The organism is Spirosoma aerolatum (assembly GCF_002056795.1).
Lineage (GTDB): Bacteria > Bacteroidota > Bacteroidia > Cytophagales > Spirosomataceae > Spirosoma > Spirosoma aerolatum.
The window spans coordinates 3000901-3024825 of the sequence record NZ_CP020104.1 but is presented as its reverse complement, the minus strand read 5'-3'; the positions used below and the strand labels follow the sequence as shown (position 1 = coordinate 3024825).

Here is a 23925-nt window from a genome sequence, read left to right as displayed (position 1 = left end):
AAACGCTCTTTCGCTCTTTCACTCTTTCGCTTTTATAGTACGGGCGGAGGGACTCGAACCCCCATGCCTTGCGGCACCAGATCCTAAGTCTGGCACGTCTACCAATTTCGCCACGCCCGCTGGTAGTTAATGGATAATGTTAAATGAATGGGCTTATTAAAGCCAATATTCATTTCGCATTTCACATTATGTGTTGTTTTTGGGACTGCAAAGGTAGCAAAAAAAATCAATAGACCAAATCAATTCACAGAAGGTTTTATTTTTAGTTAATACTGGCCCATTTTTCGATGAATATTTTGTTATCTTGGTAGTACGAGTACAACCTCAAGGCCATTACCTACAACGAAGCCATTTATGACTAATGCAATCGAGCATCGACCCAGCCCAGAGCCTGTAATTGATCTGGAACTGGAACGCCAGGAAATCCTGAAGCGTTACCGTCGATTGTTGCGTGCCGCAAAACCCATGCTCAAAGGCGACGACGCCAAGCTGATCAAAAAAGCGTTTAACACGTCGGCCGAAGCCCATAAAAACATGCGTCGGCGCTCAGGTGAGCCCTACATCTATCATCCTCTAGCAGTAGCCCAGATTGCTGTTGAGGAAATTGGGCTGGGTACAACCAGTATTGTAGCTGCACTCCTTCACGATGTCGTTGAAGATACAGATACTACTATTGCCGATATCGACCGGGCGTTTGGCCCGAAAGTAGCCCGCATTATCGACGGCTTAACCAAGATTTCGGGGTATTTTGAATACGGCACGTCGCAGCAGGCTGAAAATTTCCGAAAAATGCTGCTGACGTTGTCCGACGATGTTCGGGTTATTCTGATCAAATTGGCCGACCGACTGCACAATATGCGAACGCTGGACTCGATGCCCCGCGATAAGCAGTTGAAGATTGCGTCGGAAACGATTTATATATACGCCCCCCTCGCCCACCGCCTGGGTTTATATACGATCAAGTCGGAACTGGAAGATCTGTATCTGAAACACGTTGAGCCAGATGCCTATAAAGATATTGCCCGGAAATTACGTGAAACCCGGCTAGCCCGCGATCGATTTATTGGCCGTTTTATTGAACCAATCGAGAAAGACCTGGCCGAAACGGGACTTAAATACGTGGTTAAAGGTAGGCCCAAGTCCATTTATTCGATCTGGAACAAGCTGAATAAGTCGAAAAAGCCCTTTGAGGAGATCTACGATCTGTTTGCGGTTCGGATTATTCTGAACGTACCTCCCGACGAAGAAAAAGCCGCCTGCTGGCGAGCCTATTCGATCGTTACCGACCACTACAAACCCAACCCCGACCGGCTGAAAGACTGGATCAGTACCCCACGCGCCAATGGGTATGAATCGCTGCATACGACCGTAATGAGCAAGCAGGGGCAGTGGGTAGAGGTTCAGATTCGAACCGAACGGATGAACGAAATTGCCGAGAAAGGCTATGCTGCCCACTGGAAATACAAAGGCAACGACACCCAAACCGGCGCGGGTATCGAAGCCTGGATCAGTCAGGTGCGCGATATGATCGAGTCGGCAGGTAGCGATGGTAAAAAAGCCGCGATCGAATTCGTCGACGATTTCAGAAGCAATCTGTACAGCGAAGAAGTCTTTGTTTTTACGCCTAAAGGTGAACTACAGGTATTGCAACGCGGAGCTACAGCTCTCGACTTTGCTTTCAGTATTCACACCCAGATTGGGGCCCGTTGTATGGCGGCCAAAGTCAATAATACCCTCGTTCCACTAAGTTACGTCCTACAAAATGGTGACCAGGTCGAAGTGATTACCTCAAACCGACAGAAGCCGAATGAAGACTGGCTGCGGTTTGTGGTTACCTCAAAAGCCAAGACCAAAATTAAGGACTTAATTAAGGAGGATAACAAACGATATGTGACGGATGGCCGGGAAATGGTCAACAAGAAGCTTCGTCTGTTAAAACTGGAAATGACCAACGAGGTCATTAATCAGTTACGGGCCTATTTTGGCTCGAAAACAACCGATGACTTCTTCTACCGGGTCGGTAAAGGGCATATTGACGTTGCTGAGCTTAAAAAATTCAAGGCCGATAAAGAAGCCAAAGAAAATCGGGCCAATAAGCTGAATACCGACGCCCTGCCTGATGCCAAGGCATTCGTTAAGGAACTGAAGAAAATCCACGGCGAACGGGCGGATGCCGACATGCTGCTTATTGGCGAAGACATGGACCGCATCGATTACACGCTGGCCAAATGCTGTAATCCAATCTCGGGCGACGATGTGTTTGGCTTTGTGACCATCAACGAAGGCATTAAAATTCACCGGGTTACCTGCCCCAATGCCGTCGAACTGATGTCGAATCACGGTAATCGGATCATCAAGGCGAAGTGGACTAGTCAAAAAGAACTGGCGTTTCTGGCTGGGTTACGCATTACCGGAACCGACCGGGTAGGGCTCATCAACGACGTAACCCGCGTGATTAGTAACGAGTTGCATATCAACATGCGCTCGGTAGCCATCGACTCCAAAGACGGTATTTTCGAAGGGAATATCAAACTCTACGTTCATGATACCGAACACCTTGAAACCCTGATGCGCAAACTAGAGCGGGTTCCGGGCGTGTTTGAGGTCATTCGCTTCGACTCATAATATCAGTTTATGGTATTCATCGTATGGTTTACGGAGGCTGACGCGTCAACATTTCTTGCGTCAGCCTCCGTAAACCGTAAACCATAAACCTCTACCTTTGCACCTTAAACTAATCGGAACCGGATATGCCTGCGCCGAATCAATCTAATTTAGACGCGGCTCAGTCGATTTTTCGGGCTTACCTCGAACGGAAAGGCCTCCGAAAAACCCCTGAGCGCTTTGCCATACTCGAAGAGATTTACAACCGGCAAGACCACTTCGACGTGGACGAGTTGTACATCTCGATGAAGAACAAAAAATACCGGGTGAGCCGGGCTACAGTCTATAACACCCTCGATGTACTGGTCGACTGTGACCTGGTCACTAAACATCAGTTTGGCCGTAACCTGGCTCAATACGAAAAATCGTATGGATATCGCCAGCACGACCATCTGATTTGCACCGACTGCCATAAGGTCATGGAGTTCTGCGACCCCCGCGTTCAGAATATCCAGAATATGGTTGGCGACATGTTGAAATTTAATGTCATGCACCACTCGTTGATTTTCTACGGCTCATGTACCCGCGACTTTTGCGAAAACCGTCAGGAGTCCGAAAAAGATCAGCAGGGTATTCAAGTTCCTGTAGAAGAATAACGGAATGAATCACGCATAATGAACGATGTAAAATGGCTATTGAGGGAAGTCGAAGTACACTCCATTTTACATCGTTCTCCGTCTATTGTTGAATTCACCGATGCCGCTAGCTCAACTGAATATTTCGCGGATGCTTGCACCCGATATTACGCATCCTGTTATGGCTGATTTTGTGGCACAACTTGAAAGCATCAACCAACTGGCCGAACAAAGTGCAGGTTTTCTGTGGCGACTCAAAGGTGATGGGAATAATGCCACTGATTTACGTCCATTCGACGATGAACGTATCATTGTGAATATGTCTGTTTGGGAGTCGGTAGAAGCCCTACAGAATTTTGTCTTTAGAAGCCGCCATACCGATGTCATGAAAGACCGCCGGAAATGGTTTGAAAAGCCAGATCAGGCCACAACTGTACTGTGGTGGGTTCCTGTGGGCCATGTCCCAACTATTCAGGAAGCCAGAGCACGTTTGGAACACCTGAATGCAAATGGTTCTGGACCACATGCCTTTACGTTTCGGACCATTCAGCCTGAGCCAACTGCACTCGGCACCATCAATCCAGAATTAGTGTAACCATAGCTGCTGTAGCAGCCCATTATCAGAATGATCGATGTTTTATTAGGCCTCCAGTGGGGCGACGAAGGAAAGGGCAAAATCGTAGACGTATTAGCCCCAAAATATCAGGTGGTTGCCCGGTTTCAGGGCGGTCCAAACGCTGGGCATACGCTTGAATTTAACGGTCTGAAGCACGTACTGCACCAGATTCCGTCGGGTATCTTTCGCGACGATATTCTCAATATTATTGGCAACGGCGTTGTTCTTGACCCGATTGTCTTCAAAAAAGAAATCGATGGGCTGGCAAAGTATAACCTGGCCTTAACCCAGAATCTGCAGATTTCCCGGAAAGCCTCCATCATTCTGCCTACGCACCGTCTGCTGGATGCAGCCTATGAGCAAGCCAAAGGCGAGTCGAAAATTGGATCGACTCTGCGCGGTATCGGCCCTACCTATCAGGACAAAGTAGCCCGTCAAGGTTTACGGGTTGGTGATATTCAATCCCCTAATTTCCGGGCGAAATACGACAAGCTGGTAGCTATTCATAAGGTTATCCTCGATCAGAATACGTTTGACTATGCCTCTGTACTACCCCAGGCCGAAGAAGAGTTTTTCGGTGCCGTGGAGTTTATGCAGCAGTTTAAGCTTACCGATAGTGAATATACGGTCAACGAAGCGCTGGTAGAAGGCAAAAAAGTACTGGCCGAAGGAGCCCAGGGTTCACTGCTTGATATTGACTTCGGTTCATATCCGTTTGTTACCTCGTCCAATACCATGACTGCCGGCGCCTGCACAGGGCTTGGCGTTGCGCCCCGACAGATCGGCGAAGTGTACGGCATTTTTAAAGCCTACTGCACGCGAGTTGGTAGTGGGCCTTTCCCAACTGAACTTTCGGACGAAACTGGCGAGCAAATCCGTCAGGAAGGTCGTGAGTTTGGTGCTACAACGGGCCGTCCCCGTCGATGTGGCTGGCTCGATCTGCCTGCGCTCAAGTATGCGATTATGATTAATGGCGTCACGCAATTAGTCATGATGAAGGTAGATGTACTGAATATTTTCGACGAGATCAAGGTTTGTACGCATTACGAATTACCCGATGGTACAGTTACAGAGCAACTGCCTTACGATCTGTGCGACACCGCCGTTACACCAATCTATAAAACGTTTAAAGGCTGGCAGGCCGATCTGACTAACATTCGTTCGTTTAGCGACGTACCTGAGGCCCTGGCCGATTACGTTTATTTCCTGGAAGACACCCTGGGTTTACCCATCAACTTTATCTCAACCAGTCCTGACCGGGAAGCGATTATCCACCGTCAGGCCGTTATTGCCTAAGTTGCCTTTACCTGTATGATCCCGGCAAGGTGCTCGTCAGTATGCCTTGCCGGGATCACATTTATCCTCTATCTGCCCGTTCCATGTCCGTAACCGATTTTTACCGAACCTTCTACCAAACGGACCAGTTGTACCGTCTGGCAGATGAATCGTGGGAGCCCTCAAAACCAACTCCGGTAGACGCTGCTGACCCAGTAGCTATTGTTGCATTGGAAGTCGATTTGCTGGCCGAACTGGATATGCTATCGGCAAATGGCCAACCGGCTGCGCAGGTAATCACGCCAGAGCCAGAACCGTCAATAGTCCCTGTCCAATTTCCGGCAGAATCAGCCGCAGAAGCGCCGGAGGTTTTGCCGGACCTGGCACCGCGCCCTAAAGTACCACAGGTAGTTCCACCCTTACAGCAACAACCCCGGTTGCCGTTATTAAATCATAAAGTGCTGCTCCTGGCCGATGAAGAGCTGGACCCCAGCAACTTACTATTCCTGGAAAAAATTCTGAAAGCCGTTAACCTGAATATCGACGGGGTTGACCTGCTGAATCTGCACGGGGTAAAAGACATGGATTTTGCGGAGTTGCTTCGGGGTAAGTACATCAACCACTTTATCACCTTTGGCGTACCCTTCGAGCGAATCAACCTCGACATCATGATGGACCGCTATTCGCCGGTTCGCTTCGAGGGAATTACCTTTCTGATGGCCGATTCGTTACCTACTATTGAAGCCGATCAGAACTTAAAAAAACGACTCTGGACGGCTCTTCAGCGCGTATTCCTACGTTAGCGACTCTCCCGTTTCAATTTCTTCAAAACGGCTTTTACCTGATCAAATTCGGCTGGATGAAGGCTGTCGGCCCCTTTGTAATGGTCCTCAAAAAAATCAATGTAGGTCTGGATGGTTGTTCCGTCGGGCGATGTATAGTGGACATCGGCGCCCCACTGAATCAGTAACAGGCATGTATCCCAATACCCAAAAGCCGACGCAAAGAGCAGTGGGGTATAATTTTTCGTATTCTGGTCGTAGGTACCTACTAGCATACAATCGGCTCCACGGTCGAGCAGAAGCCGAACTTTATCAATCGAATCAGGTCCACCGGAACGTATGGCTTCATAAAGAATTGGGACTCCATTGCTGCCCACTGCATTCGGATCGGCTCCGTGATCGAGAAAAAAGTTGAGCATATCGGGCGTAGCATTCCAGACCGAAGCGGCATGGGTCGATACACGAGCCGGGTTCGTACTGTTGATTGTGGCTCCAGCCGCCATCATAAGCTCCATGATCCGTTTTGTCTTTTCCCAGTCTCTGGTATACTGGCTATAGTGCGTTGCGATATAATCAAGCACAGTTTGCTCACCCTGGGTATCCAGATTATTGATTTGCGGGCAAGGCTCCTGCAATAGGGTTTCTACCTTATCAACGTTTTGGTCAAAACAGGCAGCCAGCAACTTTTTGAGCGTTGGATCTGAAAAATACGCTGACCCATCGTAATCAGATTGTGAATAGGTAATAGTCCTGACCACATCTTTCAGGCTGGAACCGAGACTACTCAGCAACAAGATAGCAAACGGCAGCATAATCATCGAAAAAGCCACGTATTTCGCCCACGTATACGGGATCAGATTTAGTAACAGTAAAACACCCAGAACAATACCCGCCAATATCAGGGTAGCCTCGCCCATTCCTCTTCCAGCCGCATCCCCCCCTTTAGTCGGGAATAGTAACGAGCTGATCACTAAAAGAGCCAGAATCCCAATAATAATCCAATTGATAACGGTGATGTATTTCAGCATAGCTGTGTATTTCGTATCAGTGGGTTTTACGGCCTGCTTTGCCTCCGTGACTTCCATGGTCTTCGTAGTTGATGGTAAATAGGTTAACCATAATATCCTAGTGAATCCCATCCGTCGATTAACCAGCTACCAGCCATTCCCAGATAGCCGCAACCGATTCCCCGATTGTCCAGACAGACAGCAGCAGAAATACAGCCCCTATGCCTGCCATAACATACACCAGTAGGTAATCGCCATCTAGCTGAACCCGCTCCGGTTTTGCTGGATCGTAATAGAGTGTCACCTCCTGGCCAATGGAATAAGCCGGAGGATTACGCCCTTCTGAACTATGAAATAGCAACTCACGGCCATCCTGTATACGATAGCGAACAGAAGGGGCCACAGGGTATTCGCGCGGTTTTATTCGATGCATACTCATCACAACTCCTTTGGTCATGACACCTTTTTTAACCAACTGCTGATGATCGTAATAGAGGTAACCAGCAATACCAACCAGCAAAACACCGATTAGAAAGAAGAGGAGAATCAACAGATCGACCATGGGGAGTTTCATCAGTACGGAACGTGACGGATAAACGATCGGTATCCAGTCTACGAAACTGGCTGAAAACGCCGACGATTACCAGAAGCAGTCAATAACTAGTGGATTTGAGCTAATAGTTTGCAGAAATCACTTCACTGAATACAGGACTCAGAATTCGGTTTCTGACGAAATTCTTTTCCGTCTGTCCAGAATGATTTGCATTCATACCGTACTATTTCCGTATTTACAGCCGTTTTCCGTTTAACAACCTGATCCGGCCAGCCGACTCGATTGCCCGGCTTCGATAATGACGCTTTTTCAACGATTTCAGTCTTTTTTTTCTCGTACTATCCCTGTTCCCGCGACGCTCACACCCGCTTCGCTGGTTCATACGCCATCGGTAAGCCCTGGTCCTAAAGAAACCGTCAGCGGGTTGGCTACTTACTCGATTCCGGCCGTCCCCGTTCCAGCCGACCCTCTACCCCAGTGGCTGGCGGATGAAGAAAGTTTACGTGACGAAGGGGTATTGTTTGGCCTCTCCGACGCCCGGCCTGATAGCAAACTCGCACAAATCCGGGCTTATTTTGGGCAACTGAACGCTCCGCTGGAAGAAGCCATCGGGCAGTATACCGAAAAAATCAGTGAGCTTAATCTTTTCATTGAACAACGCGAAAACCACCTGACAGCCCTCCGTGATCAGCTCGACACATTGCGGAATAAACAGCCGGGTACGAACAACTTATTTCGAAATAGTTTTAGTCTGGTGCTTTCCCTTGCGCTGTGCGTCGGAAATTATTTCCTGATTGATGAAACCCTACGTCCTGCCTTCGCCAACCGCTGGATTGCCGTCGGTGTCTTTCTGGCGGGCATGTTCAATCTGGCCGGGCGCACATCGTTTTTCTACGAAACCAATACCAGGCTAACGGTCCGTCGTCTTTTGGAAGAAGCAGGTCTGCCCCTCGCTACCTCTGTTTTCATCTTCATTCAGGCGCTTCAATCGCAAACAGTGATCAAATCTATTGGCTTATTCGTCTTTGTTTTCTTTCTGTTTTTGCTGGCTGGTAAACTGCTACTGAACACCTTATCGGCCATCCAGACTGATCTTCTTACGATTCAGCAAAACCGGCAGCTACTTGTTCAGAAGGTGCAACATATAGCCGCGTGGGAGAGCGATATAGAGCGACTTACGCAGGAGATTGATGCCTTTCGAATGCAGAAGTGGCCTATCGTTACGGCCCTGAATCAGGCCGAAACAAATCTGACCCGATTGAACACTCAGCGCGATGGCTTTGTTCATTTATTTATAAGTGAATTCGAACTGGCCCGTAGTCTTCGCGATCGGCTTACAGAACAACAGCGAAAAGGCATTATAAACTATGAATGATAGATATTTACTTGCCAGATAAAGCATTGATTTACAAACCACTGCACTGATCAGACGATTTATTCAGTGATTAGTACGCGTCATCTCTGCTTACTGGTTTTGTTTTATTGAGATAGCGAAACGCATAACTTATCATTCATACTTGATGATGGAGCCAACGAACAATCCCGACTTTCAACATGGGTATACAAGCGGTGTTGAAGGCGTAAATCGGGAAACCTACGAAGGATATTTATCGAGCCAGATTAATACCGATTGGCTAACGGAGCGGATTCAGGAGAAGCGCACCGAACTAGCTACGACCGAGCAACGTCTGACCGAAACGACCGAAGCCAACCGGACGGCTTTTGCCGAGCTGCAAAATCATACCTTGCAGGTCGATCGACTCGATAAGCAGGTGAAGCAACGTGAAGCCGATCGGCAGGCGCTGGAGGCTGACCGCGAAGCCTTACGCGAACGTCGGACCAAAGCCGCTCCTGACTACTCGTTACTGGCCGGCATTCTGTTTCTGATCGCGGGTATCTCATTTCTAGCTGGTGATTTGATCATCTCGCACGAAATTGTAGCCTATGCCCTCAACATCCGCAATACCAACGAAGCCTGGGCCTTTGCCGTTGGTCTGGCGATGGTGTCGATCCTGTTAAAACCGGCTTACGACCGCCTGATTGAAAAACCGTACCAGGAAAACCCGGAAGCTAACGAGCGCAAATACAGCCGTTTCAAGATGACTCTGGCCGTTTTCGCGGTCCTGACGCTTGCTGTGCTGGGCTGGTTCCGATACGAAGCTTATCGAACTGACCAGCTCAAAGCGGCCATTAACAAATCGATTCGACAGTTGCAGGTTAACCCCGACCCGACGGCAGCCACGCAGGCGCTCAGCCCATCGGCTATGCATCAGATCGAAAAACAACTCAACGAATCGAGTGAGCTAAATCTGGCACTGGTCAACAGTCCGTGGGCGCTACTGTCGTTCGTTCTGAGTGGTATTCTATTTGCCATTGCAGGGGCCGTCTGTTTAGGGATTGCCTTGCCAGTACTGTCGGCATTCTGGTTCCGATGGCTCCAGGCCGACATCAAACTCTGGAAGCTGCGACGGCGCATCAAGCGGATTACAACCGAACTAGCTCCTCTGGAAGCGCAGTTAGCGGAGCAACGAACCCAGCAGAATGTACTTCAGCATAATCTGGATCTACTCCCTTCGCTTACCGAGCTGAAAGAACAACGCCAGACGCTGAATGCCGAACTGGCCGAACTGTTGGCGGAACTTAAACTGGCGCAAACCGACAGTCGAATCAGCAATTTCAATGATGGGTATGGCCAGGGAGAAGCTACCCGCACCGGGCTAACCGAAGAGGAACAACGGCAATTACGTAAAGATAAGCTGTCCCGTCAGAACGGTAGCCGCAAACGCGTCGAAGAACTCCATACCAATGGGAACCCACCTGCTAATGGGACGAATGGTAAAACCAATGGTATGCGACCGTACCAAACCATCCGCAAATTTCTCTCGGACGAGAATCTATAGTAAGTTTTAGTTAGTCCATGCTGACGGAGTAGCGAAACTTTCTTTCTATGCTCCAAGACTAGCCTGATTAACCCCTAAATCCTCTGAAGGGGATTTAGGGGTTAATCAGGCTTCTGTTTTACAAGCTTCCCTGCGCTTTTCGTACCTGAATCTGCCCAAGTAGCACATCATACACAGCCCGCAGGTAATTATTTTCGGCCTGTTGCAGGCTGTATTCACTGTTCCGAAAATCAGCCAGAACTAACGTACCAGCCTCAAACCGTACCCGATCAACAGCGAGAATGGCCTGCGCCTGTGCTATATTTTTCTGAGTCTCGGACAGGTTTTCGCGGGCCTGATCAAGTGTGTTACGGGCCGAGCGTAACTCGTAATCAAAATCGTTTTGCAACTGCTGCAAAGTATTCTGATTGATCTGCGCCCGGCGTACATAATCCTGACGATTGATTCGGGCCTGACGTCCATTATAGATCGGCATCGATACTTTAACGCCTACGTAGTTGTACGGAAACCACGTACCGCTCTGAAACGGGTTGAACACATCGGCAAATTGCTGGGCAGCATAGGCTCCATAGCCCGTTACGAGCGGAGCCAGACGCGCCTGTTCACGACGCTGATTCAGGACATTAATCTGTCGGTCTGCCTCTTCCTGCTGTAACTCTGGGCGTGTTTTAGCGGCCAGTTCCTGCGCGCTAAATTGCTCAAATAAAGCCCTTAACGAGTCGATGGGTTCAACCGCCTGTGGCGACTGGATTCGGTAGCGTAGGTTTTCCAGACTAAGTGCATAATCCCGCTGATCGTTTCGAAACGTCATTTCGGCATTACTCAGGTCAAGCGTAAATCGATCGAAATCCGTTTGGAGGAGCGTACCCGCCTGAAAACGGGTTTGGGCCTGTTCCAGATAACTTCGCGCTCGTAGTCGGGCCAGGTCCGACAACCGTTGCTTTTCTCGATTAAATATGGCCTGATAGTAGGCTTCAGTCACCTGTTGACGAATATCAATCGCCTGTTTATCGAGAGTTACCCGTTGTTTATCGACCGTCAACTGGTTAATGCGCCGATCAATGCGGCTCTGAGCATCGTATATTTTCTGCTCAGCCTGCGCCGTTAAGGCATTGCTGAACGGGGTTCCGAAACGTAACACCACATCCTGATTGTTGGCAAATGGTGCGTTTTTAATGATGTTACGCTGGATCTGCGTATTCCAGCGCAGGTCGGCTCCCAGATTAATCTGCGGTTGCCAGGCTGCCCGTCGTCGGGCCTCATCGCTTTCGGCCAGTTCTACCTGAAGTTTTTGACTGGTAATTTCCAGCCGATTCGCCTGAGCCAGTTCAAGAGCTTCGGTCAAACTGATGGGTTTTGATGTACTACCTGCCGACTGTGCTCTGACAAGCTGGCCTAAAAAAATCCCGGCAAGAACAAATGCGTATTTCATACGGAGATAGAAAAACAGGTTGCTTACCCTCTAAATACAGTGGCTGGCTCCAGGGAGTTGATTCGTCGGATCGCAAAGACACATCCGCCCAGCGAAATGATAAGCGTTATGGCAAATAAGGCGTACTCAAACCAGTTGGGGAAATAAAATAAGGTGCCCGACTTAGCAATGCCCAACCGAAATCCCTCAACCAGTAACCGCCCGATCGTAAAGCCAACAATAGCGAATAAAAACGCCTGTGTGAGAATTAGGCGGGTAACGTAGCCATTTGTTGCCCCAATGGCTTTCAACGTACCATAGTCCTTGATCCGGTCGATAGCCGCCGAGTATAACGTCAGGCCAATGATGACTAACCCGGAAATGATCGCAAACCCAATCAGGCTACCAAACGAAGCCGCAATACCGTTCGTCGACAAAACGGTTTTAACCGTCGTTTGCGAAAGCTCATCAGCATTCCAGGCCCTTACCCCATTGATACTCTGATTGATTTGCTGAATCACAGCCGCTTCGGCCACGCCTTTTTTGGGCTTAACCAGATAAAAACTAACCTGAGTGGTCGGTACATTGCCCAGATACCGGGCGCGTTCGATGGTTGTAAAGCCCAATAATCCCCCGCCAAACGACCGGGCGCCACGGGTTAGCCCAGCGTTGTAGACTTTCTTCCCATTAACCTCAAAATAATCGCCGGGTTTCAGATTTCCCTGGGCTTTTGAATCGTAGTAATCCGTAATCAACGCCCCATCGGGTATCATGTCTTCATTTTTAGCAGTATACAAGCGCCAGGGACCTCCCACAAAAGCTGGTGCTTCGGACCCAATCAGTGACAACCCGCCTGTAGTGCCATTGGCAAACTTAGCCCCTACGGCAGCCACCACAACCGGATAAGCGCGTTCGACGCCCGGCAGAGAACTTATTTCATACCCTTTTCGAACATCGAGCGGGCTCAATTGATTGGCATTTGTAGTGGTTTCGTCCGTTACCCAGATGTATCCTTTGTTGTTATCGACAATACTCCGCATGGCATCGGTCAGGAAAATAAAGACCCCTGCCTGTTGGCCAATCAGAAATACCGAAATGATAATACCTGCCAAAGCCCCAAATGACTTGGCCACATCGTATCGAATAAATCGAAGCGCTATACTAAACATATCCAGATGCGTTTTGACGATTTCGACCTAGTTATGGAACCTCATTCGCTACAGTTGGGGAACTGGTCTGCGCTCCTACCTGAATAAGGCATTCAACTCGTGCCCCAATGATCACTTTCGTCGGATCGTCCAGTTGAACCCGAACTTCCCGAACGCGTCGGTCTTCAAGGTTAGCGGTATTGTCGGAAAACAGGGACTTTTTTCGCAGATAGGGAGATGCCAGGATGACCGTCCCCGTTGTGAGTCGTTCGCTACTACCCTGCGGCCGAACGTAGGCTTTCTGGCCGACCTTTACCCGCAACGCGAACAGCTCATCAATTTCGGTGACGGCTACCAGGGGACCTTCGGGGGCAAAATCGCCAATCGACTGGTTGCTGTTCAGGTATTGTCCTACTTTGGCCTCCAGGCTAAGAATCGTTCCGTTTTCGGGCGCTTTCACCATTTTCAGTCCCGCTACGGTCGAAGCATACTGAATATCAGACCGGAGCTGTTTCATTTGCCCCTCAGCCTGCTTTACCTGCGCTTCCGATGCCCGAATTTGCTGTTGCAGGTTTGTGACCTGATACTGAGAATCGTCCAGTTCCTTACGCGTCAGTGCCTTGCCCGAAAACAGCATCTGATTGCGTTTTAAATCGTCCTCGGCTTTCTGCAACTGCACCCGGAGCGTTTGTACATTCTGACGGGCAGTTTCGATAGCATCCTGCTGGGTCTGAATCTTTACGCTGGCCTGCCGCAGCTGTGCCGTTTCAACGGCATTATCCATCGTCAGGATCACATCGCCTTTTCGAACGACCTGCCCAATAGCAACGCTGATGGATTTGACCAACCCACCCGATTCGGGGGATAGCTGACTAATGCGTTTAGCGGGTTCGATTACGGCAATACCTAATACTTCATCGACCCGGTTTGGTGTTCGTACCGTTCGTACTGTGTCTTTCCCGTCGGTAGTGTCGGACTTCTTTCCACCACAGGAACTGAACAGACAAGTGACTACTACTAAGCCAAGTACATTTGTTATATAATGCGTTGCCTTCATGAGATTTGTCATTAATCGTTAAATCCGGAAACTTCTTTAACAGCCCCATTATCGACTTCTACAATTCGATGCGCGTAGGGTTTCAGCCTTGGATCGTGGGTGACCACAGCAACCGATTTTCCATTGTCGGCCAGGGTTCGTAACTCCTGCATGACTACGTTGATTGAATCCTTATCCAGCGATGCGGTCGGTTCGTCGCAGAGAACCAGTTTGGGGTTAGTGACCAACGCCCTCGCAATGGCAATACGCTGTTGTTGTCCACCCGACAACTGGTTCGGTAAGTTTTTACGTCGGTCGATCATCCCTACCGTTTGCAGTGCCTTTTCGGTACGGTCTCGAGCTTCGCTACTGTTCACCCCCTGCAATTGCAGAGGCATCATCACGTTAGCTTCGGCCGTTAGTGGAGCCAGCAGATTGAAGTTCTGAAAGACGAAGCCGATGGAATTCAGCCGCAGCCTGGCCAAGGCTTTTTGATTCAGTTTATTCACATGCTGACCATCGACCCACAAATCGCCATAACTGGGGTAAATCACACACCCCAAGAGCGACAGGAGGGTCGTCTTCCCTGAACCGGAAGGGCCAATAATCAGCAACAACTCCCCTTCCTGCAATTGCAAGGTTGTCGGCTGGAGCGCCACAATGGTCTGATCACCCGCCCGGTATTCTTTGCCTACCTGTTTTAATTCGGCTATCATGGATCTCCTAATTTTATCAGCACCTCATATACTGACCTGAAAACATATATAATCCTGTCATCTGCTCTAGCGCTTTAGTAGCCTAAATAAATCTACGAAAACCTAGTTTACCTGTTATTTTTTGACAATATTATTACGATTTTATAGTTTTTGCAAAGTTTGTAAGAAAATTTTATGTATTTTCGTAGTGATAGTCATGAATTACTATCTTAGTTAATACGAAATTGTAGTTTATGGAACGAGGAGAAAAGGCATTGATCGATCTGGTAAATTCGTGGGCCACCTACAGCGAAGTAACCCCAAATGCCGATTTGGGGGGTTTCTGTCTGCATTATTTAACAGAGCATGCCCATCAACCTATGGTGAACGAGCAACAACCGGTTATGGCAATCAATGAGCTGAACTACCGGCAACAGGCCAATTCGATTAATCCACCCTTTATGCAGATAAGGCCTGAATCCAGGCTGGCCGCCCTCGTAGGACGCTTATCGAAGTACAGCTATTTCTACTCGAAGAAAGCCATGCAGCCGCTCCAGTTTAAAGGAATCGACGACCCTGTGTACCTGCTCGTATTGATGAAAATGGGCACCCCAAAAAAAAGCGAGCTTATTTACGAAATGATGTCGGAATTTGCCTCTGGCATTGACATTGTTAATCGGCTGGTAAGTATGGGGCTAATTGAGGAGTTCCCGGATGAAGAGGACCGGCGTTCCAAACGGCTCCGAATTACCCTTAAAGGAATTGAGGCACTCCACGAATGCTTTCCCGTCATGAATAAAGTAGCCGACGTGGCTTTTAGCTCACTCACCGAAGGCGAAAAAGCGTTGCTGGTTCAGCTTCTGGACAAACTGGATCGATACCACGCAGAACATTACCGCCAAAGCAGGAATGCGGAATTCGATGCGGTATACGAACAGATGGTGGGTAGTGAATCGATTGGTTAATTGAGTACTATGCCAAGTAATAAACCACCCAGAATTAATAAGTAGGGCGGAGTTTTGGTATACAGCAACAGGGTGATTGTTAAGATGACCACCCCCACCGATGGCCAATGCGGAGCCATCGGCTCAAACAGGGCAATAGCTGCGGCAGCCGTAAGTCCGGTACTGGCCGCATTAATACCCGCCAACGACGCCCGCACCACCCGATAACGCTTGAGCTGTTCCCAGAATCGGTACACAAAGAAGATGAGAAACGTACCGGGCAGAAAGATTCCCACTGTCGATACCAGACTCCCCCAAAGCTGCCCATGCCAGCCAGCGCCCCGCATCGACAAAGCCCCGATATACGAAGCAAAGGAAAAGACTGGCCCTGGCATGGCCTGTACCAGCCCTAGGCCCGACAGAAACTCTTCGTGTGTGAGGTAATGCTTAAACGCCACAAACTCATTGTAGAGCATTGGGGTGAGTACCTGTCCTCCACCGAACACGATGCTGCCGTTCCGGTAGAAGTTTTCGAATAAACGTACGGGTAGCGAATGGGTAAATGCTCCCAGCAAGGCAGCGGTGACGAAAACGCCCATCCAGAGAAAAAAATTAGCCCACTGCACACGCAGGGGCTCTTTTTTCATTCGTTGTTGCTTTTCGTAAGTCAGGGCTGTAGTCAGGCCACCGACGGCAATGACAATGGGGGTCATGAAGGGTGAGTGAAATATATATCCCACCAATGTAGCCGTGAGTGCCAGTGCCAGACTAACCTTATCATGGATCACTTTCTGCCCGATTCGATACCCCGCTACAACCATGAAACCAACAGCCATTGGCTGGATAAATCGGGTAAAGTGCAGCGAAAGCTGGTGTCGTTCGAGATAATAAATGCCAATGCCAGCCGCTGTCATGGCACTGGCTGCGGGCAATATCCAAATCAGAAGCGTCAGGTAGGCCAGGTTTGGGCCACCGATTTTAAATCCTAACGCCGTAATCGTCTGAGTCGATGTAGGGCCAGGCAAAACCTGCCCAAGCGCATTCAGTTCCAGCAGTTCCTCCTCTGTCAGATACCTCCGCTTTTTCACCAGCCGATCAAAAAACAAGGCCAGATGTACCTGAGGCCCCCCAAATGTTGTGCACGCCAGAATCAACACATCTTTCAGAAAGATGATGTACCGTATTCGGCGAACGGGCTGGTGTGTGGTCAGGTAAGGGAGCATTATAGAGGAAGGTATTGACGGTCATTCGTAGTCAATCAATAATCATCGGTAGTCATTCATCGTAACTTTTATGTACAAACGGCACTTAACAATGAATGACAACCGAATGCCCGTCAATGACTATTGACTGACTATTTTTTCTTAAGCCCCAGTTCCATCAGGCGCTCGTCCAGGAACTCACCCGCTGTCATGTCGACATATAACTTAGGATGCTGGGCGTCAATACACGTTTCCAGACTGGTCAGGTCCATATCGGCGCGGGGGTGCATGAAGAACGGAATCGAGTACCGCGACTGGTTCATTTTTTCGCGGGGTGGATTTACCACCTGATGAATCGTCGACTTCAGTTTATGATTGGTCAGTCGGTCGAGCATATCACCCACGTTCACTACCACCTGATCAGGCAGGGCGGTAATGCCAATCCATTTACCATCGCGACGTAATACTTCCAGCCCATCGGCCGAAGCCCCCATCAGCAGCGTAATCAGGTTAATATCGCCATGTGCGGCTGCCCGAACAGCGCCTTCCGGTGTGGTTTCGGGGTCGAGTGGGAAATAATGCAGTGCGCGCAGAATGCTATCCCCATTCCGGACTTTATCGTCGAAATAATTTTCGGGCAGTTCCAGATACAAAGCAATAGCCCGCAGCAGTTGTTTTCCGGCATTTTCCAGCGTGCGATAAGCTTCCAGCGTGGCGTCACCAAATTCAGGGTCTTCGTCTGGGAAAACGTTGGCAGGCATGTCGCCTTCCGGCTCGGGCTGACCAACGTGGTAAAACTCTTTCAGGTCAGCTACTTTGAATCCTTTGGCCGTTTCTTTGCCTTTACCGACATAACCACGCTGGCCATTCAGTTCGGGATGTTCGTATTTTTGTTTAACGCTATCGGGCAGCGAAAAGAATTTCTGAGTCGAATCGTAAAGGCGCTTGACCAGATCATCGCTCAGGCCGTGATTACGGATGGCCACGAAGCCGATCTGATTAAAGGCCCGGCCTAAATCCTGCACAAAACTGGCTTTACGCTCGGAATCGCCTGAGTTGAAATCCGCCAGATCTAATGACGGAATTTCATTGTATAATTCTTCGGATAACATAGACTAAATCAATTTCTACAAAAATACGAAAGTTTAAAGGCTAGTTATAAAGATATAGAGTCATAAAGTTATAAAGTTAGCTGACGAACCCACATGAGTTTTGTCAGTCAACTCTATAACGTTATGACTCTATACCTGCAAAGACAAACCCTTTATAACTTCCTACACCGTAGTAGGAAGTTACGAGAAGTTTTTAGCAACCTTATTCCAGTCGACCACATTCCAGAATGCCGTAACATAGTCGGGCCGACGGTTCTGATATTTCAGATAATAGGCATGCTCCCACACGTCGAGGCCCAGCACAGGGGTTCCTTTCTTCTCGGCCAGAGCCATCAGGGGGTTGTCCTGATTAGGTGTTGAGACAATCTCGACATCGTTGCCGTTTTTGATCAGCCACACCCAGCCAGACCCAAACCGCGCTGTTGCCGCTTTCCCCCATTCGGTTTTGAAATTATCGAACGAGGTGTACTTTTTGTTGATCGCTTCGGCAAGGGCACCTTTGGGAGCACCACCTGCATTGGGTCCCATAATGTTCCAGAAGAATGTATGATTCCAGTGACCACCGGCATTGTTCCGGACAGCGGCCGGAGTACTCGCATTGACGCTTTTCACCAGCGCTTCTATGCTCATTTTCGCCATGTCGGTTCCGGCTACAGCTTTGTTAAGGTTATCCACATAGGCTTTATGGTGTTTGCCGTGGTGAATTTCCATCGTCATTTTATCGATATGCGGTTCGAGCGCATCGGTCGGATAGGGCAGCGCGGGTAAGGTAAACGGGCCTTCTGCCTGCGCAGGCGACAATCCAAAGGAACGAAAAGCGATCAGCCCGGCCGAAGCACCAAAAGCCAGTTTCAAAAACTCGGAGCGATTCATGCGAATGATTGGTTTTGGAGAAACAAAAAGCGTTTGATGAACAAACCCGTTTTAGGGGCAGATGTTCATCAAACGCAAATAAACGACATTTTTGCCTCTCCGGCTATGTTCGTATCGTTATGTTTCAGCCTAGAAACCCACTATTGATTACGAATCAGCTTATTATTCGTACGCAATCCGACTCAGGATGCTTCGGCCCAGTGTTACCTCATCGGCATACTCAAGATCACCGCCAATCGGAACACCACGGGCAATGGTCGAGATTTTCAGATTGAACGGTTTGAGCTTTTTCTGAAGGTAAAAGGCGGTGGTATCGCCTTCCATCGTCGGGCTGATGGCCAAAATGATCTCCCGTACCTGTTCGCCTTCGGCACCACGCAGCCGCTCCATCAGCGACTCGATCTGCAAATCGCTGGGGCCAATGCCTTCTACGGGCGAAATGATGCCACCGAGCACATGATACAAGCCTTTATACTGCGCAGTATTTTCAATGGCCAGTACGTCGCGGGTATCTTCCACCACGCAAATCAACGACTGATCCCGTTTATGACTAGCGCAGATCGTACACAGGTCGTTATCGGACAAATTATGGCATCGCTGACAATATTTGACGTTGGTCCGCATCGCAGTCAGGCTCTGGGCCAGCGCTTCGGTTTGGTCTTCGTCGCGTTTCAGCAAATGGAGTACAAGCCGAAGGGCGGTTTTCTTCCCGATGCCCGGCAGCTTCGACACTTCATTCACCGCGTCTTCGATAAGTTTGGATGGATACTCCAATTTCGTAAAATTAAAGAGTGAAAGAGCGAAAGAGCGAAAGAGTGGCTGGCGCTTCAAGTTTCGCTCTTTCACTCTTTCACTCTTTCGCTCTTTAATTGAGAACTTCCGCAGAGATACCCCGGCGGCAGATTTCGTTCCGCATCGGGACCAGTTCATCCCAGGAACCATTTTTGACAGTACACTTGCCTTTGTAGTGAATCAGTAAGGTGCACTGCTCGGCTTGTTCGGGTGTATGATGACAAACATCAATCAGTGTTTCGATGACATGATCGAAGGTATTTATATCATCATTAAAAACGACGAGGTTATGCACGTCGGTTTCAATCACTTCGTCGAGTACATCAACATCCGTCGACCAGTCGTTTTCTTCAAAAGGTTGCATGGGAGAGAAAAGCGTATTTACTTAGCAAATTTACAAAAAAACGACCACTTTTGAAAGCCGTTCCTGTATACTCAAAAACCGGAATTGGGGCCGAAAAGTTGCCAGCATCAGCCTGCTTATCGTATAATTTACACCGCATTTGCGGACCGTTTCGTAATTTTCCTTCATGAACACAACGCTTGCTTTAGTTATCCTGATTGTCTACTTCGGCGTACTCATTGCCGTTTCATTTTATACCGCCCGTGGAGCCGACACCAATACGTTTTTTACTGCCAACCGACAGTCGCCCTGGTGGTTGGTGGCCTTCGGCATGATTGGTACGTCGTTGTCGGGGGTTACATTTATTTCGGTGCCCGGTGCGGTGGGCAAGATTGGGTTTTCGTATTTCCAGGTCGTGCTGGGCTATATCGTCGGCTATTTCGTCATTGGCTCCGTACTGATGCCCTTGTACTACCGACTGAATCTGATTTCGATCTACGGCTATCTTGAGAAACGCTTTGGGTTCTGGTCGTATAAAACGGGGGCCGGGTTCTTTCTGCTCTCCCGAACAGTTGGGTCAGCTGTGCGGCTGTATGTAGCGACGGGTGTTCTGCAACTGGCCTTATTCAATTCGCTGGGCATTCCGTTTGGCGTTTCGGTCCTGATTACCATCGCGCTTATCTGGATTTATACGTTCAAGGGGGGTGTAAAAACCATCATCGTCACCGACACCTTACAAACTCTGTTTCTGGTTACCGCTGTTATCCTGACGATCATCCTCATTTCTCGGGAATTGGGGTTATCCTTCAGCGGGCTGGTCCAAACGGTCAATGACAGTTCAATGTCCAAGATCTTTTTCTGGGACGGTAACGACTCCAAGAATTTCTTTAAGCAATTCATCTCCGGCGCATTTATCGCCATCGTCATGACGGGGCTGGATCAGGATTTGATGCAGAAAAACCTGACTTGTAAGAACATCGGCGAAGCCCAGAAAAATATGTTCTGGTTTACGGTTACACTGGTGTTTGTCAACTTTATGTTTCTGTCGTTGGGTGTGTTGCTCTATGTATTCGCCCAGCGCGAAGGCATTCCCATTCCCGAGCGTACCGACGATCTTTACCCGCTGCTTGCCCTGAATCATCTTGGCCTTGTGGTTGCCATCACATTTTTGCTGGGCATTACAGCCGCCACCTACGCCAGTGCCGACTCTGCTCTAACGGCGCTGACCACCTCGTTCTGTGTGGATTTTATGAACGTTGAGAAGCGTCCCGAAGCCGAACGGTCTCGGATCAAGCACATCGTACACATTGGCTTCTCGCTGCTCTTTTACGTAGTTATCATAGTGTTCCGCCAACTGAACAGTAAAGAAGTGATTACGGCGGTTTTCGATATTGCAGGCTATACCTACGGCCCTTTGCTGGGCCTGTATGCGTTCGGCATTTTCAGCAAACGTCCGGTGATTGATAGGGTTGTGCCCTTCATTTGCCTTGCTTCGCCTGTATTGACCTACATTATCAATGAAAATTCAGCAGCCTGGTTTGGCGGGTATCAGTTTGGCTTCGAACGTCTGTTGCTCAACGGCCTGATCACCTTTTTAGGGCTTCTGGCCGTTTCCAAACCTGTTCGCGAAGAAAAGCCCATAGCCGTGTAAACAGGCCCTTTTACCTTTACGTTATGAAATCAGTTGCCAGTCTATTCGCCCTTTGCCTGATTTGTTGCCTATCTGCCAACGCTCAGTTATGTTTTTCCCCTGAACGACCCCAGATTGGGCAGATCGTATCGTTTACCTACACGCCATCCGCAACGCTGGCTCAGGACAGCACGCTGGAAGGTCGCTTTGTTCGCTATGGCGCTCCTACCATGATGCGCATCAGCCAGCCAACCACTGTGACGCTGGTGCGTCAGGGGAGTAATTATGTGGGCGAACTGTACATACCCAAAAAAGACGTGGCAGGCACCATGCTCTACTTTCGGAACAGCAAACAGCCGCATCGAATCGACCTCAACAACGGGCAATTTTATGTCGTTCTGGTTTGCGACAGCACAGGGCGCATTGTCCCGCATGCTACGGGTGGGCAGGCTTCGGTATTTTCGCGGAGCCACTTCCTGAACGAAACCGGAATACGTGCTGATCCAAACTGGGTTGTGACGTTGTATGAGCACGAACTGTCCATGAACCCCGACCTTCGCCCCTTATACTGGTCCGATCACCTGGCGGCACTAATCAAGCAGCGAAAGCCCGGTTATGGTCCGAAAGTCAAGGCCGCTATTGAAGCGTATCTGGCCTCTCGTCCTACACCTACCGTAGCCGAACTGGCCGATGCCTCCCGGTTGTACGAAAGCATGGGCGATTTTCAAAAGGTAGCCGCTTTGCGTGAACGGCAGAAAACCACCGATCCGGCCGGTTTGCTGATGCAGAAAGACCGGGCCATAGCCATCCGAAACGAAGCCGACTGGGGCCGCAAAAAAGCCACCTACGAAGCTTTCCTAAAGGACTATCCGACATCTGCTCATCTGCCTGATCTGGCAGCAGTGATGCTGAACAGTTACTTTAAAAATAACGACATCAAAGGGCTGATTGCCTTTGCAGAAAAGCAACCGGCGACTCAAACAGATGTCATGGTCCTGAACACCATTGCGAATCAACTGGCAGAAGAGCGACGGTCATTACCCGAAGCGGAGCAGTTGATCAAACATGCCCTGACCGTACTGCATAGCCAGACCAAACCCCGCAATGCTGCCAGTACATGGGAATCGGATAAACAAACCCGATTTCGGCAGTTGACCAATACCTATGCCCGTACCCTCGATCAACAGAAAAAAGATACTGAAGCCTTTGCCCTGTATCAATCAGTCGTTAATCCCGACGATGTAGAGAATAGCGATCCCCGAAACACGGAACGCTACTTTCTTTGCGCCCTCCGCACCAATCATGCCGCTGAAGCCCTGCCGATGGTCGAAGCAGCCATTCAGGCTGGGAAAGCAACCCCCAGCCTGAAAAATACCCTGCGCGACTGGTACGCCAAACAACCCGGCAACGACCCAGGTAAAGCCAAAGCCTATCTGGCTAATCTGGAGTCCGACATTAAGGCTGAACAACGGGATGAACTGCTCCAAAAATTAATCAACGAACCAGCTCCGGCTTTTACAATGACCGACTTGCAGGGCCGCACAATTTCGTCGTCAACATTCAAAGGGAAAGTGATTGTACTCGATTTCTGGGCTACCTGGTGCGGCCCCTGTATTGCGTCGTTTCCGGCTATGCAACAGGCTAAAAACCAGTTCCAGGACGATCCGAATGTCCGCTTTTTGTTCGTCAACACCCGTGAAGGGGGGCCTTTATCGCGGGTTCATGCCTTTATGGAAAAACACCCGTACGACTTTACCGTACCCATCGATGGGCAACAGCGCGTATCGAAAGCGTATAAGGTGCTGGGTATACCGACCAAAGTGGTGATTGGGCCTAACGGGCGGGTTCGCTACCGAACTATTGGCTACTCAGGCGACCCCGAAGCCACCGTCAACGAACTGGCGCTGGTTGTCGAACTACTTAAAGAAGGGAAATAATACGGCAAACACTCTATTTTCTGCACCCAACGAATGAAACCAGAGTCGATTGGCATCATTAATACCCATAACGCTGAACAGTATACGTGGGGCAATGGATGTGCTGGCTGGCACTTAGTCAAGTCTGACGCGCTGAGTATTATTCAGGAGCGGATGCCACCGGGTACTGCCGAAGTAAAGCACTTTCACCAACGATCCCGCCAGTTCTTTTTCGTCCTGGCGGGCGAAGCCACTATGGAAATAGGAGCCGAACAAATCGTACTAAAAGCAGGTGATGGCGTTGAAATTCCGCCTTTAGTCGCCCATCAGTTGCGAAATGACTCAACCACCGACCTGCATTTTACAGTAACTTCCGTGCCCAAAAGCCACGGTGATCGGGTTGTTATACCTCAATAATGATCGTTCATTGCCTACGAAAAAAACCTGAACA

22 protein-coding genes and 1 tRNA gene are annotated in these 23925 nt (G+C 49.3%); 11 read left to right on the top strand and 12 right to left on the bottom strand.

What is annotated here, in order from left to right:
* Nucleotides 1-38: 38 nt before the first annotated feature.
* Nucleotides 39-120: transfer RNA gene (locus tag B5M13_RS12205), tRNA-Leu, on the bottom strand.
* 234 nt (nucleotides 121-354) lie between these two features.
* On the opposite strand from B5M13_RS12205, the gene B5M13_RS12200 reads away from it, so the two are divergent.
* The 5 genes from B5M13_RS12200 to B5M13_RS12180 all read left to right on the top strand — a co-directional run bounded on the left by B5M13_RS12200 (nucleotide 355) and on the right by B5M13_RS12180 (nucleotide 5933).
* Entirely contained in the window at nucleotides 355-2625 is a 2271-nt protein-coding gene (locus tag B5M13_RS12200) for a RelA/SpoT family protein (RefSeq protein WP_080055933.1), read from the top strand.
* 125 nt (nucleotides 2626-2750) lie between these two features.
* Nucleotides 2751-3260, top strand: a complete 510-nt coding sequence (locus B5M13_RS12195) for a Fur family transcriptional regulator (protein WP_080055932.1) — start codon at nucleotides 2751-2753, stop codon at nucleotides 3258-3260.
* A gap of 100 nt (nucleotides 3261-3360) precedes the next feature.
* Nucleotides 3361-3834, top strand: coding sequence for a DUF3291 domain-containing protein (locus B5M13_RS12190; protein ID WP_080055931.1), 474 nt, complete (start codon nucleotides 3361-3363; stop codon nucleotides 3832-3834).
* A gap of 30 nt (nucleotides 3835-3864) precedes the next feature.
* On the top strand, nucleotides 3865-5151 hold the full coding sequence (locus B5M13_RS12185) for an adenylosuccinate synthase (protein ID WP_080055930.1): 1287 nt from the start codon (nucleotides 3865-3867) through the stop codon (nucleotides 5149-5151).
* Between the two features lie 83 nt (nucleotides 5152-5234).
* Nucleotides 5235-5933 (top strand): hypothetical protein, encoded by a 699-nt coding sequence (locus tag B5M13_RS12180; protein WP_080055929.1) that lies wholly within the window; start codon nucleotides 5235-5237, stop codon nucleotides 5931-5933.
* Here B5M13_RS12180 and B5M13_RS12175 read toward each other — a convergent pair.
* Nucleotides 5930-6997 (bottom strand): ankyrin repeat domain-containing protein, encoded by a 1068-nt coding sequence (locus tag B5M13_RS12175; RefSeq protein WP_170061122.1) that lies wholly within the window; start codon nucleotides 6995-6997, stop codon nucleotides 5930-5932. The genes B5M13_RS12180 and B5M13_RS12175 overlap by 4 nt on opposite strands.
* A 61-nt stretch (nucleotides 6998-7058) precedes the next feature.
* Entirely contained in the window at nucleotides 7059-7493 is a 435-nt protein-coding gene (locus tag B5M13_RS12170; protein ID WP_080055927.1) for a DUF3592 domain-containing protein, read from the bottom strand.
* Nucleotides 7494-7770: 277 nt separating this feature from the next.
* Here B5M13_RS12170 and B5M13_RS12165 point away from each other — a divergent pair, with 277 nt between their 5' ends.
* Both B5M13_RS12165 and B5M13_RS12160 read left to right on the top strand, forming a co-directional pair.
* A complete protein-coding gene (locus tag B5M13_RS12165; protein ID WP_080055926.1) occupies nucleotides 7771-8847 on the top strand; it encodes a hypothetical protein in 1077 nt (358 codons plus the stop codon).
* 148 nt (nucleotides 8848-8995) lie between these two features.
* On the top strand, nucleotides 8996-10372 hold the full coding sequence (locus B5M13_RS12160) for a hypothetical protein (RefSeq protein WP_080055925.1): 1377 nt from the start codon (nucleotides 8996-8998) through the stop codon (nucleotides 10370-10372).
* Nucleotides 10373-10490: 118 nt separating this feature from the next.
* Here the strand turns inward: B5M13_RS12160 and B5M13_RS12155 are convergent, their stop codons facing one another.
* From B5M13_RS12155 to B5M13_RS12140, 4 genes are read right to left on the bottom strand one after another with little or no spacing between them, the layout of a single operon-like run.
* The gene (locus B5M13_RS12155) at nucleotides 10491-11804 is read right to left on the bottom strand and encodes a TolC family protein (protein ID WP_080055924.1); all 1314 of its coding nucleotides are present in this window, start codon (nucleotides 11802-11804) and stop codon (nucleotides 10491-10493) included.
* Nucleotides 11805-11827: 23 nt separating this feature from the next.
* On the bottom strand, nucleotides 11828-12952 hold the full coding sequence (locus B5M13_RS12150; RefSeq protein ID WP_080055923.1) for an ABC transporter permease: 1125 nt from the start codon (nucleotides 12950-12952) through the stop codon (nucleotides 11828-11830).
* A gap of 31 nt (nucleotides 12953-12983) precedes the next feature.
* Nucleotides 12984-13988: an HlyD family secretion protein gene (locus tag B5M13_RS12145; protein WP_080059896.1), complete on the bottom strand. Its 1005-nt coding sequence runs from the start codon at nucleotides 13986-13988 to the stop codon at nucleotides 12984-12986.
* Nucleotides 13989-13999: 11 nt separating this feature from the next.
* A complete protein-coding gene (locus B5M13_RS12140) occupies nucleotides 14000-14683 on the bottom strand; it encodes an ABC transporter ATP-binding protein (RefSeq protein ID WP_080055922.1) in 684 nt (227 codons plus the stop codon).
* 233 nt (nucleotides 14684-14916) lie between these two features.
* Here B5M13_RS12140 and B5M13_RS12135 point away from each other — a divergent pair, with 233 nt between their 5' ends.
* On the top strand, nucleotides 14917-15627 hold the full coding sequence (locus tag B5M13_RS12135) for a MarR family winged helix-turn-helix transcriptional regulator (RefSeq protein ID WP_080055921.1): 711 nt from the start codon (nucleotides 14917-14919) through the stop codon (nucleotides 15625-15627).
* Here the strand turns inward: B5M13_RS12135 and chrA are convergent.
* The 5 genes from chrA to B5M13_RS12110 all read right to left on the bottom strand — a co-directional run bounded on the left by chrA (nucleotide 15624) and on the right by B5M13_RS12110 (nucleotide 19949).
* Complete coding sequence (chrA, locus tag B5M13_RS12130; RefSeq protein WP_080055920.1) at nucleotides 15624-16829, bottom strand: chromate efflux transporter; 1206 nt, start codon at nucleotides 16827-16829, stop codon at nucleotides 15624-15626. The genes B5M13_RS12135 and chrA overlap by 4 nt on opposite strands.
* A gap of 131 nt (nucleotides 16830-16960) precedes the next feature.
* A complete protein-coding gene (locus tag B5M13_RS12125; protein ID WP_080055919.1) occupies nucleotides 16961-17920 on the bottom strand; it encodes an isopenicillin N synthase family dioxygenase in 960 nt (319 codons plus the stop codon).
* Between the two features lie 180 nt (nucleotides 17921-18100).
* Nucleotides 18101-18793 (bottom strand): superoxide dismutase, encoded by a 693-nt coding sequence (locus tag B5M13_RS12120; protein WP_080055918.1) that lies wholly within the window; start codon nucleotides 18791-18793, stop codon nucleotides 18101-18103.
* Between the two features lie 162 nt (nucleotides 18794-18955).
* Nucleotides 18956-19567 carry a recombination mediator RecR gene (recR, locus tag B5M13_RS12115; RefSeq protein ID WP_080059895.1) on the bottom strand — a complete coding sequence of 204 codons (612 nt, stop codon included), beginning with the start codon at nucleotides 19565-19567 and terminating at the stop codon, nucleotides 18956-18958.
* A gap of 91 nt (nucleotides 19568-19658) precedes the next feature.
* On the bottom strand, nucleotides 19659-19949 hold the full coding sequence (locus B5M13_RS12110) for an ATP-dependent Clp protease adaptor ClpS (protein ID WP_080055917.1): 291 nt from the start codon (nucleotides 19947-19949) through the stop codon (nucleotides 19659-19661).
* A 166-nt stretch (nucleotides 19950-20115) separates the two neighbouring features.
* Between B5M13_RS12110 and B5M13_RS12105 the strand changes: the two genes are divergently transcribed.
* From B5M13_RS12105 to B5M13_RS12095, 3 genes are read left to right on the top strand one after another with little or no spacing between them, the layout of a single operon-like run.
* Complete coding sequence (locus B5M13_RS12105; protein WP_080055916.1) at nucleotides 20116-21579, top strand: sodium:solute symporter; 1464 nt, start codon at nucleotides 20116-20118, stop codon at nucleotides 21577-21579.
* Between the two features lie 23 nt (nucleotides 21580-21602).
* On the top strand, nucleotides 21603-23495 hold the full coding sequence (locus tag B5M13_RS12100) for a TlpA family protein disulfide reductase (RefSeq protein ID WP_080055915.1): 1893 nt from the start codon (nucleotides 21603-21605) through the stop codon (nucleotides 23493-23495).
* Between the two features lie 33 nt (nucleotides 23496-23528).
* Nucleotides 23529-23891, top strand: coding sequence for a cupin domain-containing protein (locus B5M13_RS12095; protein ID WP_080055914.1), 363 nt, complete (start codon nucleotides 23529-23531; stop codon nucleotides 23889-23891).
* Nucleotides 23892-23925 lie beyond the last annotated feature (34 nt).